Below are 14,986 nucleotides of genomic sequence, written 5' to 3'. Positions count from 1 at the left end.
ACCTACCGGCAGGTTGCGAGAAAATCGCGAATTGCTGCAGGGATATTGCCGAGATGAAGGAGGGGCGCATGTCCTTGCCCTTCGGCGCTATGAAGGATCAATCCGGGATGCAGTAGGGCCATTTCGCTCGCGGTTTCCTGCGAAAGCAGCGGTGAATTTTCGCCACGGATCAACATCAGCGGAAGGCGGCTCAGGCTTTCGAACTGTGCCCGGAGATCGGGCAGCGGCTGGCTGAAATCGATGGCTCTCAATGCCTCTGCGATCGCAGGATCGAAGTCGGCGACTGGCCTTCCGCCAACGTCGCGATAAAGGGCAAGCGCCATCTCGCGCCAGTCTTGCTCTCCAAGCGCGGTAAACGAGGCACCATGATTTTCCCTCAATAGTTCGGCCGCCTCGGTCCAGTCCGCCGGTCTCCTGCCGCCGTTGAGGTAATCTCGGATCAGCGCCAGCCCTTCAGCTTCGATCACAGGCCCGATGTCGTTGAGGATGACGGCTTCGAGAAGATCCGGGCGTGTCGCCGCGATCAAATGCAGGATCAGGCCGCCACGCGACGTGCCGATGAAAACCGCCCGTTCGATGCCGAATGCCGCGCAGGCGGCAATGATGTCGCCGGTCTCGACGGCGAGATTGTAATTGGCCTTGTTCTCATCCCATGCAGAATTTCCGCGGCCGCGCGAATCGAGCGCGATCACCCTGCGCGGGCCGGTTCTGTCGCGGCTGAGAAGCAGCGCAAGCGGATGAAAGTCCCGGGCATTTCGGCTCAGGCCGGGCAGGCAGATCACCGGCAGCCGTTCGGCGGCTGCCGCCTCCTCGGGCCGGTAGTCGCGGGCATAAAGCCTCAGTCCATCGGAGGAAGAGTAAAATCGTTCCTGGAAACCGCCTGCATCCACGTTCGGCATCGCAACCTCGAGACCTGTCTGATCCGGAAGGTGTAGCCTGCTTTTCAAGGCGCGCCAAACGGTTCAGGAGGCGCTGCGTCCGCCGATCAGGTCGCGCTCGATATCCGTCGACTGGCCAAGGCGGGCCTTGTAGACTTCATAATTCTCCATCACCCGCTGCACGTAGTTACGCGTCTCGGGAAAGGGGATGCGCTCGATCCAGTCGACGATCTCGTCGATCGGCCTGCCGCGTGGATCGCCGTAGCGTCCGATCCATTCCGGCACCCGCTTCGGTCCGGCATTATAGGCGATGAAGGTGAGGATGTAGGAGCCGCCGAAGGCTTCGATCTGCTCGCCGAGATAATGCGCGCCGAGCGTCGCATTATAACCGGCATCGGCAGTCAGCTTGTCCTTCGAAAAGGTGATGTTGTGGCGCTTGGCCACCGCCTGGGCCGTGCCGGGCAGAAGCTGCAGCAGGCCGCGTGCATTCGCCGCCGAAACGGCGGCCGGATTGAAGGCGCTCTCCTGCCGGGCAATCGCATAGGCGAGGGCCTTGCCGGAGCCGGAGATATTGGCATTCGGCGGGATCACGCCGACGGGAAAGGCGAGCGCGGCGACATCGATGCCGCGGCCATAGGCGATCTTGCCGACCTGCAGCGACAGATGATGATTGCCTGATTGCTCGGCCTGCGCCGCAAGGATCGCCAGTTCACCGGGACTTTGCAGCTGATCGGCGAGCGCGAGATAGAGGATGTCGGCCCGCCATCCATGTCCGGCTGCCTCAAGCCGGGCGATTGCCTGCACGGCCTCGCGCGCCTGGAAACTCTGGCGGTCTGCTGCGCTCGGGGTGGGATAGCTGACGTTGAGCGTCTTGCGTCCAAGCCTTTCGGCCGCGAGCTGCCCATAGAAGGTGCCGGGAAAATTCGCGGCCTTGCCATAGAATTCGCCGGAGTTGCCGGGGCCGCCGGCCTCGGCGGCCCGCCCGAGCCAATACCAGGCGCGCGACACCGAGATGGGACCGTTCGAAGTCACCAGAATCTTGCGGAAATGCTTTTCTGCCGTTGTCGGGTCCTGCAGCCCGCGCAGCGCATACCATCCGGCATGGAACTCGGCCTCGACGATATCAGTCGGGCTGGTTGCCGCGGAGCTTGCGACGATGCGGTAGGCAGGCTTGAATTGTCCCTGATCGACGAGGCCGCGGCTGACGATCCGCTGCTCGTTCCACCATTCTCCGGAATTGACGAGTTCGCCCGGTTCACGCGGCATCTTCTCCAGAAGCGCCGCCGCTTCGGTATATTTGTCCTGCTTGCGCAGATATTCGATGCGCGCGAATAGCAGGCCGGCATCGCCACGCCATTTCGGCTCGACGCTATTGAGCAGCGCGCCGGCATTGGCGGCTTTGGCGTCGACGGCGGCCCAGGCCTTGTAGAGGGACTGCGCCTCGCCCATGTCGCCGAAGCGCTTGGCCTGCGCCACCCTGCCACGATACATCAGATAGTCCATCCGCGCCTTGTGATCGGCTGGCGTCAGCAGGGCGGAAAACTCGAGGAGGATCTTGTCTTCACTCGCCTTGTCGAGAGCCTCGGTGCGCCAGACCTTGCGGATATATTTTGCCGCCTGCGCCTGCTTGCCTGACGCAGTCAGCGCCCGCCCGAGAATGACGGCGCCCTGCATCGTTTCCGGCGCGGTATCGCCGAAGGCGGCGAGCACCGCTGACGGGGCGGGGTTTTCGTCGTAGAGCGCTCGTTCGGAATAGGCGCGCAGCCTTGAAAGGCCTGGCCATCCCTTGAGCTCCTGCGCGGCACGGGCAATTTCATAGGAGGGAACGCCCTTCAAGCCGGAGACGGCGATCGCCCAGGTGAGGATATGGCGGTCGAGCGTGCCCTCGCGCAGGCTGTCGCGGATCGAGAGGGCCAGTTGCGGATTCCTGGCGGAAAGCGCATCGAGGCCGGTTTTCAAGTCATTGGCGACCGGCGCGACGGCCGGATTGCGGGGGATGGCGCCGGTTGTCAGCGCTTCCGGAATCGATGTCTCGGGAACGAAGCCGATCGGCTTGACCTCAGGCGTCGGAATGCTTTCGCCGGGAAGCGGCGACGCGAGGCTGCCCCACGCGGCGGCAGCAAAGCCGAAGGCGGTCAGAATCAGCACAGCTTTCTTCATCCGGGATCTCGCAACGAAAACACGCCCTGCCCATTTGGCTGGAGGCATCTTAACGAAACCTTACCGTACCAGGTAAAATTCATTCACATCTGCTATCGGAATTTGCCCTAAACCGAACTCTCCGCGCTTGTCGCGATGATTTCGGCGCTCTATGGTGCGCAAAATATTCATGGAATGCGGCCGAAGCAAGGATTTGGTCGTGAGGAGCTTTGCATGTTCAACGGGTCCATTCCCGCCCTCGTCACCCCCTTCACCGATGCCGGACTGATCGACGAAGCGAGCTTCGCCGCCCATGTCGACTGGCAGATCAAGGAAGGCAGCAGCGGTCTCGTTCCGGTCGGCACGACTGGCGAATCGCCGACGCTGTCGCATGCCGAGCACAAGCGGGTCGTGGAACTCTGCATCGAAGTGGCGGCAAAACGCGTTCCGGTCATGGCCGGCGCCGGTTCGAACAATACGCGTGAGGCCGTCGAACTCGCCCAGCATGCCGAAAAGGTCGGCGCCGACGCCGTGCTCGTCGTCACGCCCTATTACAACAAGCCGACACAGAAGGGTCTGATTGCCCATTTTTCCGCGATTGCCGAGGCCGTCGCCCTGCCGATCTATATCTACAATATCCCCGGCCGTTCGGTTATCGACATGACGCCGGAGACGATGGGTGCTCTCGCCAAGGCGCACAGCAATATCGTCGGCGTCAAGGACGCAACGGGCAAGATCGAGCGTGTCTCCGAGCAGCGCATCACCTGCGGCAAGGACTTCCGGCAATTGTCCGGCGAGGACGCGACGGCGCTGGGTTTCAACGCTCATGGCGGCGTCGGCTGCATCTCGGTGACGGCCAATGTCGCCCCGCGCCTCTGCGCGGATTTTCAGGCCGCGACGCTGGCCGGCGAATACGCCCGCGCGCTGGAATATCAGGACCGGCTGATGCCGCTGCACAAGGCGATCTTCCTTGAGCCCGGTCTCTGCGGCGCCAAATACGGCCTCTCCAAGCTCGGCCGGATGAGCCGCAATGTCCGCTCGCCGCTGCTTTCAACGCTGGAGCCGGCAACCGAAGCAGCGATCGACGCCGCCATGCGTCATGCAGGCTTGCTGAACTGAGGGGACCGGTCGTCTTCACAAGGCCGGATCGTTCCCTTACATAAAGGGCAAGCAATGAGGGCGCGACTTTTCGCGCAACCTCGAAGGAAATATCGTCATGGCCCCAAAAGGCAGCCAGCGCGTGGTGAACAAGGTCGTGGCCGAAAACCGCAAGGCCCGCTTCAACTACGAGATCATCGATACTTATGAGGCAGGTCTCGTGCTGAAGGGCACGGAGGTGAAGTCGCTGCGCGAAGGCAAAGCCAATATCGCAGAATCCTATGCGTCGGACGAGGATGGCGAGATCTGGCTGATCAACTCCTACCTGCCGGAATATCTGCAGGCGAACCGCTTCAATCACGAACCGCGCCGGCGCCGCAAGCTGCTTCTGTCGGGCCGTGAAATCCATCGTCTGCGTTCCGCCGTCAACCGCGAAGGCATGACGCTGGTCCCGCTCAAGATTTATTTCAACGATCGGGGTCGGGCGAAGATGGAGCTGGCACTCGCCAAGGGCAAGAAATTGCACGATAAGCGCGAATCCGAGAAGGAGCGCGATTGGAACCGGCAGAAGAGCCGCTTATTGAAGGAAAACGGCTGACCATCACGCCGCAGCCGATCGGCTCGCGGCGTTTTCGATCAGTCCTCGAAATCGCTGGCCGGGGCGACTTCGGCCGGGCGCGGCGCCCGCTCCGCGGGATCGCGACCGATCTCAGCCTTCAGCGACAAGAGATCGATGAAATGATCGGCCTGCCGCCGCAGGTCGTCGGCGATCATCGGCGGCTGCGTCGCCATGGTCGAGATCACCGAGACCTTGCGGCCTCTGCGCTGCAGCGCCTCGACGAGGTTCGTGAAATCGCCATCGCCGGAGAAGATGACGAGATGGTCGACGGTTTCGGACTGTTCCATGGCGTCGATCGCAAGTTCGATGTCCATGTTGCCCTTGATCTTCCGCCGGCCCATGGAGTCGGTGAATTCCTTGGCAGGCTTGGTGACGACTTTGTAGCCGTTGTAGTCGAGCCAGTCGATCAGAGGACGGATCGATGAATATTCCTGGTCCTCGATCAAAGCCGTATAATAGTAGGCGCGCAGGAGGTAGCCGCGTTTCTGGAATGCCTTCAAGAGCTTGCGGTAATCTATGTCGAAACCTAGGCTCTTGGATGCAGCGTAGAGGTTGGCGCCGTCAATAAAGAGTGCAATTTTTTCGCGTGGGTCAAACATCGTTTACCAATTCCAATGAGAGAAATCGAAATTCGCAGGGCATCAAATTTCAATAAATACAATGGCTTATTGTGATTTTTGATCTGATGCTTACTTTACCATCTGTTCATATAAGAGAGATTTAGGGCACGGTTCCGCATATTCCAAGCAACCTTTGGTGGAATTGTCACATTCTCCATGGAAATTTAGCTCGGCACCGGATAAAGACGAGGGGAGCCGGAACGAAAAACTTGTATTTGCCCGGTTTTAATTGTATCGGGCGTGCTAATCCCGAAATGACGACCGTAAAGGACAGGCAATGGCCCGTGTCACAGTTGAAGATTGCATTGACAAGGTAGAGAACCGCTTCGAGCTGGTTCTGCTCGCCAGCCACCGCGCCCGGCTGATTTCCCAGGGTGCCTCGATCACCATCGATCGCGACAACGACAAGAATCCTGTCGTGGCGCTGCGCGAAATCGCCGACGAGACGCTTTCGCCCGATGACCTCAAGGAAGATCTGATCCATTCGCTGCAGAAGCATGTCGAAGTCGACGAGCCCGAGCCCGATCCGGCCAGCATGATCGCCGCCGGCGGCGCTGCTGCCGCCGACAGCGAGGAGCAGGATGACCTGCCGGAGACGATCACTTTCGACCAGATGTCGGAAGAAGAGCTGCTTGCCGGTATCGAGGGCCTCGTGCCGCCGGAAAAGAGCGACGATTATTAAGCGTCTCGACCGGATCTGATCCGGAAAAGAGCGACGATTACCAATCGTCAATCTTGCGCCTTTATTGCTTAGGCATATTATTGCCCATGTGTGCGCCAATCGTTGATTGGCGCGCTTTTGTTTTTGTCGGAGTGGCTTTGGAATGATGCGGCAGTACGAACTCGTGGAGCGGGTTCAGCAATACAAGCCCGATGCCAATGAAGCACTGCTGAACAAGGCCTATGTTTACGCCATGCAGAAACATGGCCAGCAAAAGCGCGCGAGCGGCGATCCCTACATATCGCATCCGCTTGAGGTCGCCGCGATCCTGACCGACATGCATCTCGATGAATCGACGATCGCGGTTGCCCTTCTGCATGACACGATCGAGGATACGACGGCGACGCGCGCCGAAATCGACGAGCTTTTCGGCGAGGATATCGGCCGACTGGTCGAGGGGCTGACGAAGATCAAGAAGCTCGATCTCGTCACCAAGAAGGCCAAGCAGGCGGAAAACCTGCGCAAGCTGCTGCTCGCCATATCGGATGACGTGCGGGTGCTGCTCGTCAAGCTTGCCGATCGCCTGCACAATATGCGCACCCTCGATCACATGTCGGCCGACAAGCGTGCCCGCATTTCTGAGGAGACGATGGAAATCTATGCGCCGCTCGCCGGCCGCATGGGCATGCAGGACATGCGCGAGGAACTGGAGGAGCTTTCCTTCCGGCACATGAATCCGGAGGCCTACGAGACCGTCACGAAAAGGCTGGAAGAGCTCTCCAAGCGCAACGAAGGCATCGTCAAGAAGATCGAGGCCGAATTGCGCGACCTCCTGGTCGCAAGCGGCCTGACGAGCGCTTATGTCAAGGGCCGGCAGAAGAAGCCCTATTCGGTCTTTCGCAAGATGCAATCGAAGTCGCTGTCGTTCGAGCAGCTTTCCGATGTCTACGGCTTCCGTCTGATCGTCGAGGACATCCCGTCCTGTTACCGGGCGCTCGGCATCGTCCATACGCGCTGGCGCGTCGTGCCCGGCCGGTTCAAGGATTATATCTCGACACCGAAGCAGAACGATTACCGTTCGCTCCACACCACCATCGTCGGTCCGTCCAGCCAGCGCATCGAGCTGCAGATCCGCACCAAGCGCATGCATGAAATCGCGGAATTCGGCATTGCCGCCCACACGCTCTACAAGGACGGCGCTACCAATGCCGATGGCGACATTCTTTCGCGCGAATCCAATGCCTATTCCTGGCTGCGCCATACGATCGAGGCGCTCGCCGAAGGTGACAGCCCGGAGGAATTCCTCGAGCACACCAAGCTCGAACTCTTCCAGGATCAGGTCTTCTGCTTCACGCCGAAGGGCAAGCTGATTGCCCTGCCGCGTGGCGCCACCCCGATCGATTTCGCCTATGCGGTGCACACCAATATCGGCGATACCACGGTGGGCGCCAAGATAAACGGCCGCATCATGCCGCTGGTGACGCGGCTTGCGAATGGCGACGAGGTGGAGATCATCCGCTCCGGCGTGCAGGTCCCGCCCGCCGCCTGGGAGGAGATCGTCGTCACCGGCAAGGCGCGGGCCGCCATCCGCCGCGCCACCCGCATGGCGATCCGCAAACAATATGCTGGCCTCGGTCACCGCATTCTCGAGCGCACCTTCAACCGGGCCGGCAAGATTTTCTCGCGCGAGGCGATGAAACCGGCACTGCACCGTCTGGGTCAGAAGGATGTCGAGGATGCGATCGCCGCCGTCGGCCGCGGCGAGATGTCCTCACTCGACGTGCTGCGCGCCGTCTATCCCGACCATCAGGACGAGCGCGTCACCGTCAAGCCTTCCGGCGACGACGGCTGGTTCAATGTCCGCAGCGCCGCAGGCATGATCTTCAAGATTCCCGGCAAAGCCAAGGCCGGCGCCGAAGGCGGCCATTCGGAACTCGATGCCGATGTCGACGTCGGCCCGATCCGCGGTCTGTCCGGCAATGTCGACGTCAAGTTCGCCTCGACCGGCGCCGTGCCCGGCGACCGCATCGTCGGCATCATGGATCAGAGCAAGGGCATCACCATCTATCCGATCCAGTCGCCGAGCCTGCAGCGTTTCGACGATCAGCCCGATCGCTGGATCGATGTGCGCTGGGATCTTGACGAGGCCAACAAGTCGCGTTTCATGGCGCGTATCATGGTGAATGCTTTGAATGAGCCCGGCACGCTTGCCAAGGTCGCCCAGACCGTGGCCGGGCTCGACGTCAATATTCGCATGCTGAATACGGTGCGCGTGGCAGCCGACTTCACCGAGATGATGCTGGAAGTCGAGGTGTGGGATCTGCGCCAGCTCAACCAGTTGCTCGCCCAGATGAAGGACCTGGATTGCATCGCCACGGTCCGGCGGCTCTATGAGTAGGCTTTTGTTAAGCCTGCCAGGGACCTGATCGACGAAAATGCACATTTTATGATCGGTTTATAATCGTCATGGCGCAGCAATAAGGCAAGGAATGCGTTGAGCGCATAGCTGTGTCCATGTTGCAGCGGTGGTAATTAGCCTTTGGCAGGACTATCTTCTGATCATCGAAAACGTAAACAGAAGATGAGGCAAGGTAATGTTTGATCCTATCAGGAAAATCGCTCGCGCCTTTCGCGCTCCGACCACACAGGAACGTGAAATGGCCTATCTGAACGGCTCGCTGGATCGTATCGATCTCGAGTTTCGTCAGCGTCAGGTCGACCGCGGTCTGTTCCGCAATCGCTGATACCGCCTTTATACTTGGTCGAGTGAGGGACGTTACGTACGACGAGCGCCCCTCGGCATGAAGATGCTCCTCTGCAAGAAAGATAAGGGGCTGTTCCGGGCGGTGCCATTTGCCGCTCTTGTCATGGTCCGATGCACTGCACTAAATAGCGAACATGTTGTTTCGCCGTCGCAAGCCTGCGGGTTTCAAGGAAAAGATGCGGGAGCTTCTATGGCCCCGAAAAGGTTTCCTTCGCCCGATCCGTTACCTGACAATGCGCATCCTGCGCCTGAGCGCTTCGCCGCATGCGGTTGCGGCCGGCGTGGCCGCGGGCGTCTTTGTCTCGTGGACGCCGTTCATTGGCGTGCATTTCGTCATGGCTTTCGTCATCACCTATCTCCTCTCCGGCAATATGGTGGCCGCGGCTCTCGGCTGCGCCGCCTTCGGCAATCCGCTGACCTATCCCTTCATCTGGGGGGTCACCTGGGAGATCGGCCATCTGCTGCTCAGCCGTGAGGATCATCTGGCCGGTCAGGCGGTGGATCTCGCCGCGCTCTTTCACAAGCTGAACTTCACCGAATTGTGGAGGCCAGTGCTGGAACCGATGCTGATCGGCGCTATTCCGCCGGGGATCGTAACCGCCGTTGCGCTCTATGCGCTGACGTTCTACACCGTCAAGGGGTTTCAGGCCCGCCGCCGAACGCGGCTGATGGAGCGGGCGCGCCTGCGCCTGGCGGGTCCGGCCGGCGACATACCGAGCGTATGAACCGGTACAGAATTCTTGGGCGACGGAAGGTTCCGGCATGATCATCGGCATTGGCAGCGATCTGATCGACATTCGTCGTGTCGAGAAATCGATCGAGCGCTTCGGCGAGCGCTTCACCCACCGCTGCTTCACCGAGATCGAGCGCGCCCGCTCCGACCGCCGGGCAAACCGCGCCGCATCCTATGCCAAGCGTTTCGCCGCCAAGGAGGCCTGTTCCAAGGCGCTCGGCACCGGCATCGCCCAGGGCGTCTTCTGGAAGGACATGGGCGTCGTCAACCTGCCGAGCGGCAAGCCGACCATGCAGTTGACCGGTACCGCTGCCGTGCTCCTGGAATCGATGCTGCCCGCGGGCCATCGGCCCGCCATTCATTTGACAATAACCGATGATTATCCCTTGGCGCAGGCCTTCGTTATCATTGAGGCGTTGCCCGAGAGCCTCTGATCGTGACCCCGGGAGCGTTTGATCGTGACCCCGGGAGCGTTTGATCGCGACCTCTCGTCGCTTTTAATGTTGTCGCCATTGCCGCAACCGGCCGAAGCCGCTAGAGAGAACGGCAGAAAGAATTGCGCCTTTACGGCGTCTTGAAGGAATAAGACTGAGTGTCCGAAAAAGTCGATACCAAGCCGAACGCCCTCTGGGAAAATATCAAGGTCATCATTCAGGCGCTGATTTTGGCGATGGTGATTCGAACCGTGCTGTTCCAGCCCTTCACTATTCCGTCCGGTTCAATGATGCCGACGCTGCTCGTCGGCGATTATATCTTCGTCAATAAGTTCGCTTACGGCTATTCGAAGTATTCGCTGCCCTTCTCGCCTGATCTGTTTAGCGGCCGCATCTTGGGCTCCGATCCGAAGCGCGGCGATATCGTCGTCTTCCGCTTCCCGCCGAATCCCGATGTCGATTACATCAAGCGCTGCATCGGTCTGCCCGGCGACCATATTCAGGTCACTGACGGCGTTCTCTACGTCAATGGCAAGCCGGTTCCGAAGGTGGCTGATGGCAGTTTCACCTCGGACTACAAGCTCGATCCGGGCGAGGACGTGCCGGTATTCCGCGAGACGCTTGATAACGGCAAGACTTACGACACGCTCGACCAGTCGCCGGTGTCGCGCGGCGATAACACCCGCGAATTCATCGTGCCGGAAGGCCATTATTTCATGATGGGCGACAACCGCGACAACTCGCTGGACAGCCGCTTCGACGTCGGCTTCGTGCCGGCTGAAAATCTTGTCGGTCGCGCCAGCGTCATCTTCTTCTCGCTTGGCAACGACACGTCTTTCCGCGAAATCTGGAAGTGGCCGACCAACATGCGATGGGACCGCCTTTTCAAGGTCGTTGAATGAGCAAGGCGCAGACGCTTTCTGCGGCAGACCGCGCAAAGCTCGAAAGCCTGATCGGCCATGACTTCGCCGAAAAGGCACGCCTGGACCGCGCGCTGACCCATGCCAGCGCCCGGACTGAAAAGGGCGGCAATTACGAACGTTTGGAGTTTCTCGGCGACAGGGTGCTCGGGCTCTGCATCGCCGAGCTGCTGTTCCGCACCTTCGGCACGGCGGGGGAAGGCGAGCTCTCGGTTCGCCTCAACCAGCTCGTCAGTGCTGAAACCTGTGCCGCGGTCGCGGACGAACTCAATCTGCATCTCTATATCCGCACCGGCGCCGATGTGAAGAAATTGACCGGCAAGCGCATGATGAATGTGCGCGCCGATGTCGTCGAGAGCCTGATCGCCGCGATCTATCTCGATGGCGGTCTCGAAGTCGCCCGCCGGTTCATCCTGCGCTATTGGCAAGGCAGGGCGGTCAGGGCCGACGGCGCCAAGCGCGACGCCAAAACCGAGCTGCAGGAATGGTCACACGCGAAATTCGGCGTCACACCGATCTATCGGGTTGATGAACGTAGCGGACCGGACCATGATCCGCGCTTCAAGGTGACGGTGGAAGTTGCTGGCATAAAGCCGGAAACCGGCGTAGAGCGGTCGAAGCGTGCCGCCGAACAGGTTGCGGCGACCAAGATGCTCGAGCGTGAAGGCATTTGGCAGCAATCGCCTGCCGGAAACTGACGGGACAATGACTCAAGAAAAAGATATCGCGGCCGACGCTGCTGCACAAATCCATGGTCCGACGCATTCGGGCTTCGTCGCGCTGATCGGGCCGACCAATGCCGGCAAATCGACGTTGGTCAATCGTCTTGTCGGCGCCAAGGTCTCGATCGTCAGCCATAAGGTACAGACGACGCGGGCTATCGTGCGCGGCATTGCCATCCACGAAAATGCCCAGATCGTCTTCATGGATACGCCCGGCATCTTCAAGCCGCGCCGCCGGCTCGACCGCGCCATGGTGACATCCGCCTGGGGCGGCGCCAAGGATGCAGACTTGATCATGCTGCTGATCGACAGCGAGCGCGGCCTGCGCGGTGATGCCGAAGCCATCCTTGAAGGCCTCAAGGAAGTCCAGCAGCCGAAGATCCTGGCGCTGAACAAGATCGACCGCGTCAACCGCGAGGATCTGCTGGCGCTGGCCGCGAGCGCCAACGAGAAGATTGCTTTCGAGCGCACCTTCATGATCTCGGCCGAAACCGGTTCCGGCTGCGACGACGTCATGGATTATCTGGCCACCACCTTGCCGGAGGGGCCGTGGTACTATCCGGAAGACCAGATCTCCGATCTTCCCATGCGCCAACTCGCCGCCGAGATTACCCGCGAGAAGCTGTTTCTGCGCCTGCACCAGGAGCTTCCATATTCCTCGCATGTCGAAACGGAAAAGTGGGAGGAGCGCAAGGACGGCTCGGTGCGGATCGAGCAGGTAATCTATGTCGAGCGTGACAGCCAGAAAAAGATCGCCCTCGGCAAAGGTGGCGAAACCATCAAGGCGATCTCGACTGCCTCTCGCAAGGAATTGTCGGAAATATTAGAGCAGCCGGTCCATCTCTTCCTCTTCGTCAAGGTTCGCGAAAACTGGGGTGATGACCCGGAGCGGTTCCGCGAAATGGGCCTCGAATTTCCTAAATAAGGATGGCAACGATTTTATCGGCTAGCCTCCAGTGCCTTGTTTCTTAGGAAAAAATTCGGTTCGTTGCGGAACGAATCCGAGCTTTGAGCATTTCCCCGTCGACGGCGCGCCTGACGCGCCGTCGTTGCGCGACCGCAGGGCAGGCATGGCAACCTCGAAACGCATCCATTCCTTCAAGACTCCTTGCGAGCTATGTCCTTTGCGGCCCCTGCCGCATTTCAGGGAATTTAGCCAAGACGAGCTCGAATTCGTTTCGCGTTTTAAGCGCGGCGAACTTGCCGTCGATGCCGGTTCCACCATCCTCGTTGAGGGCGCCCACAGCGCTCATCTTTTCACCGTGCTGTCCGGTTGGGGCTTCCGCTACAAGATGCTGGAGGACGGTCGCCGCCAGATTCTGAATTACATCATGCCCGGTGACCTGATCGGTCTGCAGGGAACGATCGCCGGCGAAATGCAGCATTCCATCGAAGCGTTGTCACCCGTTTCGCTTTGCGTCTTCGAGCGTGACCGGCTGATGACGCTCTACAACAAACATGCGTCGCTCGCCTTCGACATCACCTGGATCGCCGCGCGCGAAGAGCGGATACTGGACGAGCATCTCCTGAGCATCGGCCGCCGCACCGCACTGGAAAGAGCGGCCTATCTCATCGCTTTCCTGTATGAGCGCGGCAGGAAGCTCGATCTCTTCGACGGCCGCAAATTCATCCCCATCACACAACAGCACATCGCCGACACTCTCGGTCTTTCCATCGTTCACACCAACAAGACCCTGAGAAAGCTTGGGGAACGCGGTCTGATCCGCTGGCAGGAACGCGGCTGCGAAGTTCAAAACGGTGAGGAATTGATGGCGATCGCCGGCTGGGAGGGGCTTGGAGAGGGCAAGCGTCCCTTCATTTAGCCGAAGGGCCTATGTCTTTTTTAAATGCGGTTTAGCATTTGGGAAAATAAGGTCGGCCGTCATCTTTCCTCCGACTTTGATTCTTATCGACCGGGCAGAAAAATGGTTTACTCAGAACTGGTGGCGGAATTCACCGATAGCGTGCCATGCGGGGCACCGGAGGGCAATGATGTTGGCGAAAAGGCCGGGGCGCTGCGACAAGTGCCTGACGAGGGGCACGGAATCATGAATGCACTCCGTGTTTTGGTTCTCGAGGACAGTCTGATCATCGCAATGGAGGCGGAGGATATCTTGCGCCTGGCCGGTGTCGACAGCATCGATATTGTCGGCAGTCTCGATGAGGCAAGGGCTGCCATCGCTGCAGAAAAATATGATTTCGCCCTTCTCGACGTCAACCTCGGCGAGGGCATGAGTTTCGGATTTGCCCGCCATCTTCTTGATGCCGGTATTCCCTTCGGATTCGTCAGCGGCTATTCCGATATCCGTGACTTCCCGTGCGACCTTCAGCACATACCGCTGCTGGTGAAGCCTTTCGACGAAAAGGCGATGCGCGAATTCCTGCAGAGACTTCTGCCGGCTGCGGCATGACGCAGTCCGTGACGGAAGCGGGATCTGCTTGAGAGCGCCTGCGCGCAAGATGCTATCACTTTGAAACTGCGGGCAATCCTTCGGGAAATCGATTCCGGTTTCCCGACTTATGCGCTACGATAGGGTAATCGGCCGCAGGGACTTTTTATGCAGTGGCAGGACCATGCAATCATTCTGGGCGTCAAACGCCACGGCGAGACGAGCGTCATCGCCGAGGTGATGACGCGTGATCGCGGCCGTCACCTCGGTCTGGTGCGTTCCGGTCGCTCCCGCGCCATGCAGCCGGTGCTGCAGCCGGGCAATGCCGTCGAGGTCGTCTGGCGCGCCCGGCTTGACGAACATCTCGGCGAATTCCGCGTCGAGCCCGTGACGCTGCGCGCCGCCCGTCTGATGGAAACGGCGACAGCCGTCTACGGCGTCCAGGCGATGGGCGCTCTGCTGCGGCTGCTGCCGGAGCGAGACCCGCATCCGCACCTGTTCGACGCGCTGCAGGTGATCCTCGATCACCTGCATAACCCGGCTGATGCCGGCGAACTTTTCGTGCGTTTCGAGCTGGCGGTGCTGAACGATCTCGGCTTCGGCCTCGATCTTGCCGAATGCGCGGCGACCGGCGCCCGCTCCGATCTCGCCTATGTCTCGCCGAAATCCGGCCGCGCCGTCAGCCGCAGCGCCGGCGCGCCGTGGGCCGACAAGATGCTGATCCTGCCGCCCTTCCTCGGCGTCGAAGGCAATCATGCGGCGGACTTCGACAGCCTTGCAGCCGCGTTCCGTCTGACCGGGTTCTTCCTGCATCGCCATGTTTACGAGCCGCGCGGCATCGAGGCTGCGGCAGCCCGTGACGGTTTCGTCCAGGCCGCCCTCAGGGCGCTTGATCCAGCCTCGCGGACGCTTTCCGGTCCGAATGGCGTCTCCGCCTGACCTGGTTTTTTACTGCTGCAAAACATCCTCCGGATTTGGCGGTTTACCCGCCGATGGGCGGCACCTATC

The 14,986-nt window shown here is 60.2% G+C and carries 16 protein-coding genes; 13 read left to right on the top strand and 3 right to left on the bottom strand.

Features of this window, described 5'->3' with window-relative positions; all coding sequences use genetic code 11:
* Positions 1-2 precede the first annotated feature (2 nt).
* The gene (locus HJB91_RS21795) at positions 3-899 is read right to left on the bottom strand and encodes an alpha/beta fold hydrolase (protein WP_221155874.1); all 897 of its coding nucleotides are present in this window, start codon (positions 897-899) and stop codon (positions 3-5) included.
* 63 nt (positions 900-962) lie between these two features.
* Positions 963-3,038 (bottom strand): lytic transglycosylase domain-containing protein, encoded by a 2,076-nt coding sequence (locus HJB91_RS21790; RefSeq protein ID WP_221155873.1) that lies wholly within the window; start codon positions 3,036-3,038, stop codon positions 963-965.
* 213 nt (positions 3,039-3,251) lie between these two features.
* On the opposite strand from HJB91_RS21790, the gene dapA reads away from it, so the two are divergent.
* The gene (gene dapA, locus HJB91_RS21785) at positions 3,252-4,136 is read left to right on the top strand and encodes a 4-hydroxy-tetrahydrodipicolinate synthase (protein ID WP_085859039.1); all 885 of its coding nucleotides are present in this window, start codon (positions 3,252-3,254) and stop codon (positions 4,134-4,136) included.
* A 97-nt stretch (positions 4,137-4,233) separates the two neighbouring features.
* A complete protein-coding gene (gene smpB, locus HJB91_RS21780) occupies positions 4,234-4,713 on the top strand; it encodes an SsrA-binding protein SmpB (RefSeq protein WP_210628490.1) in 480 nt (159 codons plus the stop codon).
* Between the two features lie 38 nt (positions 4,714-4,751).
* Here smpB and HJB91_RS21775 read toward each other — a convergent pair whose 3' ends face one another.
* Entirely contained in the window at positions 4,752-5,333 is a 582-nt protein-coding gene (locus HJB91_RS21775; protein ID WP_003578261.1) for an NYN domain-containing protein, read from the bottom strand.
* Positions 5,334-5,631: 298 nt separating this feature from the next.
* Between HJB91_RS21775 and rpoZ the strand changes: the two genes are divergently transcribed.
* The 11 genes from rpoZ to recO all read left to right on the top strand — a co-directional run bounded on the left by rpoZ (position 5,632) and on the right by recO (position 14,917).
* Positions 5,632-6,036 carry a DNA-directed RNA polymerase subunit omega gene (gene rpoZ / locus HJB91_RS21770; RefSeq protein WP_011424719.1) on the top strand — a complete coding sequence of 135 codons (405 nt, stop codon included), beginning with the start codon at positions 5,632-5,634 and terminating at the stop codon, positions 6,034-6,036.
* 142 nt (positions 6,037-6,178) lie between these two features.
* Positions 6,179-8,413, top strand: a complete 2,235-nt coding sequence (locus tag HJB91_RS21765; RefSeq protein ID WP_064801517.1) for a bifunctional (p)ppGpp synthetase/guanosine-3',5'-bis(diphosphate) 3'-pyrophosphohydrolase — start codon at positions 6,179-6,181, stop codon at positions 8,411-8,413.
* Positions 8,414-8,609: 196 nt separating this feature from the next.
* Positions 8,610-8,759, top strand: a complete 150-nt coding sequence (locus HJB91_RS21760; RefSeq protein WP_064706756.1) for a DUF3563 family protein — start codon at positions 8,610-8,612, stop codon at positions 8,757-8,759.
* A gap of 154 nt (positions 8,760-8,913) precedes the next feature.
* Positions 8,914-9,504, top strand: a complete 591-nt coding sequence (locus HJB91_RS21755) for a DUF2062 domain-containing protein (protein WP_210628489.1) — start codon at positions 8,914-8,916, stop codon at positions 9,502-9,504.
* Positions 9,505-9,541: 37 nt separating this feature from the next.
* The gene (gene acpS, locus HJB91_RS21750; protein WP_210628488.1) at positions 9,542-9,946 is read left to right on the top strand and encodes a holo-ACP synthase; all 405 of its coding nucleotides are present in this window, start codon (positions 9,542-9,544) and stop codon (positions 9,944-9,946) included.
* 158 nt (positions 9,947-10,104) lie between these two features.
* Positions 10,105-10,848: a signal peptidase I gene (lepB, locus tag HJB91_RS21745; RefSeq protein ID WP_210628487.1), complete on the top strand. Its 744-nt coding sequence runs from the start codon at positions 10,105-10,107 to the stop codon at positions 10,846-10,848.
* Positions 10,845-11,564 (top strand): ribonuclease III, encoded by a 720-nt coding sequence (gene rnc, locus HJB91_RS21740; RefSeq protein ID WP_064706760.1) that lies wholly within the window; start codon positions 10,845-10,847, stop codon positions 11,562-11,564. The genes lepB and rnc overlap by 4 nt, the downstream gene beginning before the upstream one ends.
* A gap of 7 nt (positions 11,565-11,571) precedes the next feature.
* On the top strand, positions 11,572-12,513 hold the full coding sequence (era, locus tag HJB91_RS21735; protein ID WP_221155872.1) for a GTPase Era: 942 nt from the start codon (positions 11,572-11,574) through the stop codon (positions 12,511-12,513).
* Between the two features lie 145 nt (positions 12,514-12,658).
* Positions 12,659-13,411, top strand: a complete 753-nt coding sequence (locus tag HJB91_RS21730) for a Crp/Fnr family transcriptional regulator (protein ID WP_221103849.1) — start codon at positions 12,659-12,661, stop codon at positions 13,409-13,411.
* Between the two features lie 102 nt (positions 13,412-13,513).
* Positions 13,514-13,999, top strand: a complete 486-nt coding sequence (locus tag HJB91_RS21725) for a hypothetical protein (protein ID WP_210628484.1) — start codon at positions 13,514-13,516, stop codon at positions 13,997-13,999.
* A gap of 147 nt (positions 14,000-14,146) precedes the next feature.
* Positions 14,147-14,917, top strand: coding sequence for a DNA repair protein RecO (gene recO / locus HJB91_RS21720; RefSeq protein WP_221147320.1), 771 nt, complete (start codon positions 14,147-14,149; stop codon positions 14,915-14,917).
* Positions 14,918-14,986 lie beyond the last annotated feature (69 nt).

Origin of the sequence: Rhizobium sp. NLR10b (assembly GCF_019685435.1) — a bacterium.
GTDB lineage: Bacteria > Pseudomonadota > Alphaproteobacteria > Rhizobiales > Rhizobiaceae > Rhizobium.
This window is presented reverse-complemented; position numbering and strand designations above follow the sequence as displayed.

Excerpts from the sequence above, each read along its gene's own strand:
- HJB91_RS21795 (WP_221155874.1), bottom strand. The coding sequence starts at position 899 with ATGCCGAACGTGGATGCAGGCGGTTTCCAGGAACGATTTTACTCTTCC.
- HJB91_RS21790 (WP_221155873.1), bottom strand. The coding sequence starts at position 3,038 with ATGAAGAAAGCTGTGCTGATTCTGACCGCCTTCGGCTTTGCTGCCGCC.
- dapA (WP_085859039.1), top strand. The coding sequence starts at position 3,252 with ATGTTCAACGGGTCCATTCCCGCCCTCGTCACCCCCTTCACCGATGCC.
- smpB (WP_210628490.1), top strand. The coding sequence starts at position 4,234 with ATGGCCCCAAAAGGCAGCCAGCGCGTGGTGAACAAGGTCGTGGCCGAA.
- HJB91_RS21775 (WP_003578261.1), bottom strand. The coding sequence starts at position 5,333 with ATGTTTGACCCACGCGAAAAAATTGCACTCTTTATTGACGGCGCCAAC.
- rpoZ (WP_011424719.1), top strand. The coding sequence starts at position 5,632 with ATGGCCCGTGTCACAGTTGAAGATTGCATTGACAAGGTAGAGAACCGC.
- HJB91_RS21765 (WP_064801517.1), top strand. The coding sequence starts at position 6,179 with ATGATGCGGCAGTACGAACTCGTGGAGCGGGTTCAGCAATACAAGCCC.
- HJB91_RS21760 (WP_064706756.1), top strand. The coding sequence starts at position 8,610 with ATGTTTGATCCTATCAGGAAAATCGCTCGCGCCTTTCGCGCTCCGACC.
- HJB91_RS21755 (WP_210628489.1), top strand. The coding sequence starts at position 8,914 with ATGTTGTTTCGCCGTCGCAAGCCTGCGGGTTTCAAGGAAAAGATGCGG.
- acpS (WP_210628488.1), top strand. The coding sequence starts at position 9,542 with ATGATCATCGGCATTGGCAGCGATCTGATCGACATTCGTCGTGTCGAG.
- rnc (WP_064706760.1), top strand. The coding sequence starts at position 10,845 with ATGAGCAAGGCGCAGACGCTTTCTGCGGCAGACCGCGCAAAGCTCGAA.
- era (WP_221155872.1), top strand. The coding sequence starts at position 11,572 with ATGACTCAAGAAAAAGATATCGCGGCCGACGCTGCTGCACAAATCCAT.
- HJB91_RS21730 (WP_221103849.1), top strand. The coding sequence starts at position 12,659 with ATGGCAACCTCGAAACGCATCCATTCCTTCAAGACTCCTTGCGAGCTA.
- HJB91_RS21725 (WP_210628484.1), top strand. The coding sequence starts at position 13,514 with ATGGTTTACTCAGAACTGGTGGCGGAATTCACCGATAGCGTGCCATGC.
- recO (WP_221147320.1), top strand. The coding sequence starts at position 14,147 with ATGCAGTGGCAGGACCATGCAATCATTCTGGGCGTCAAACGCCACGGC.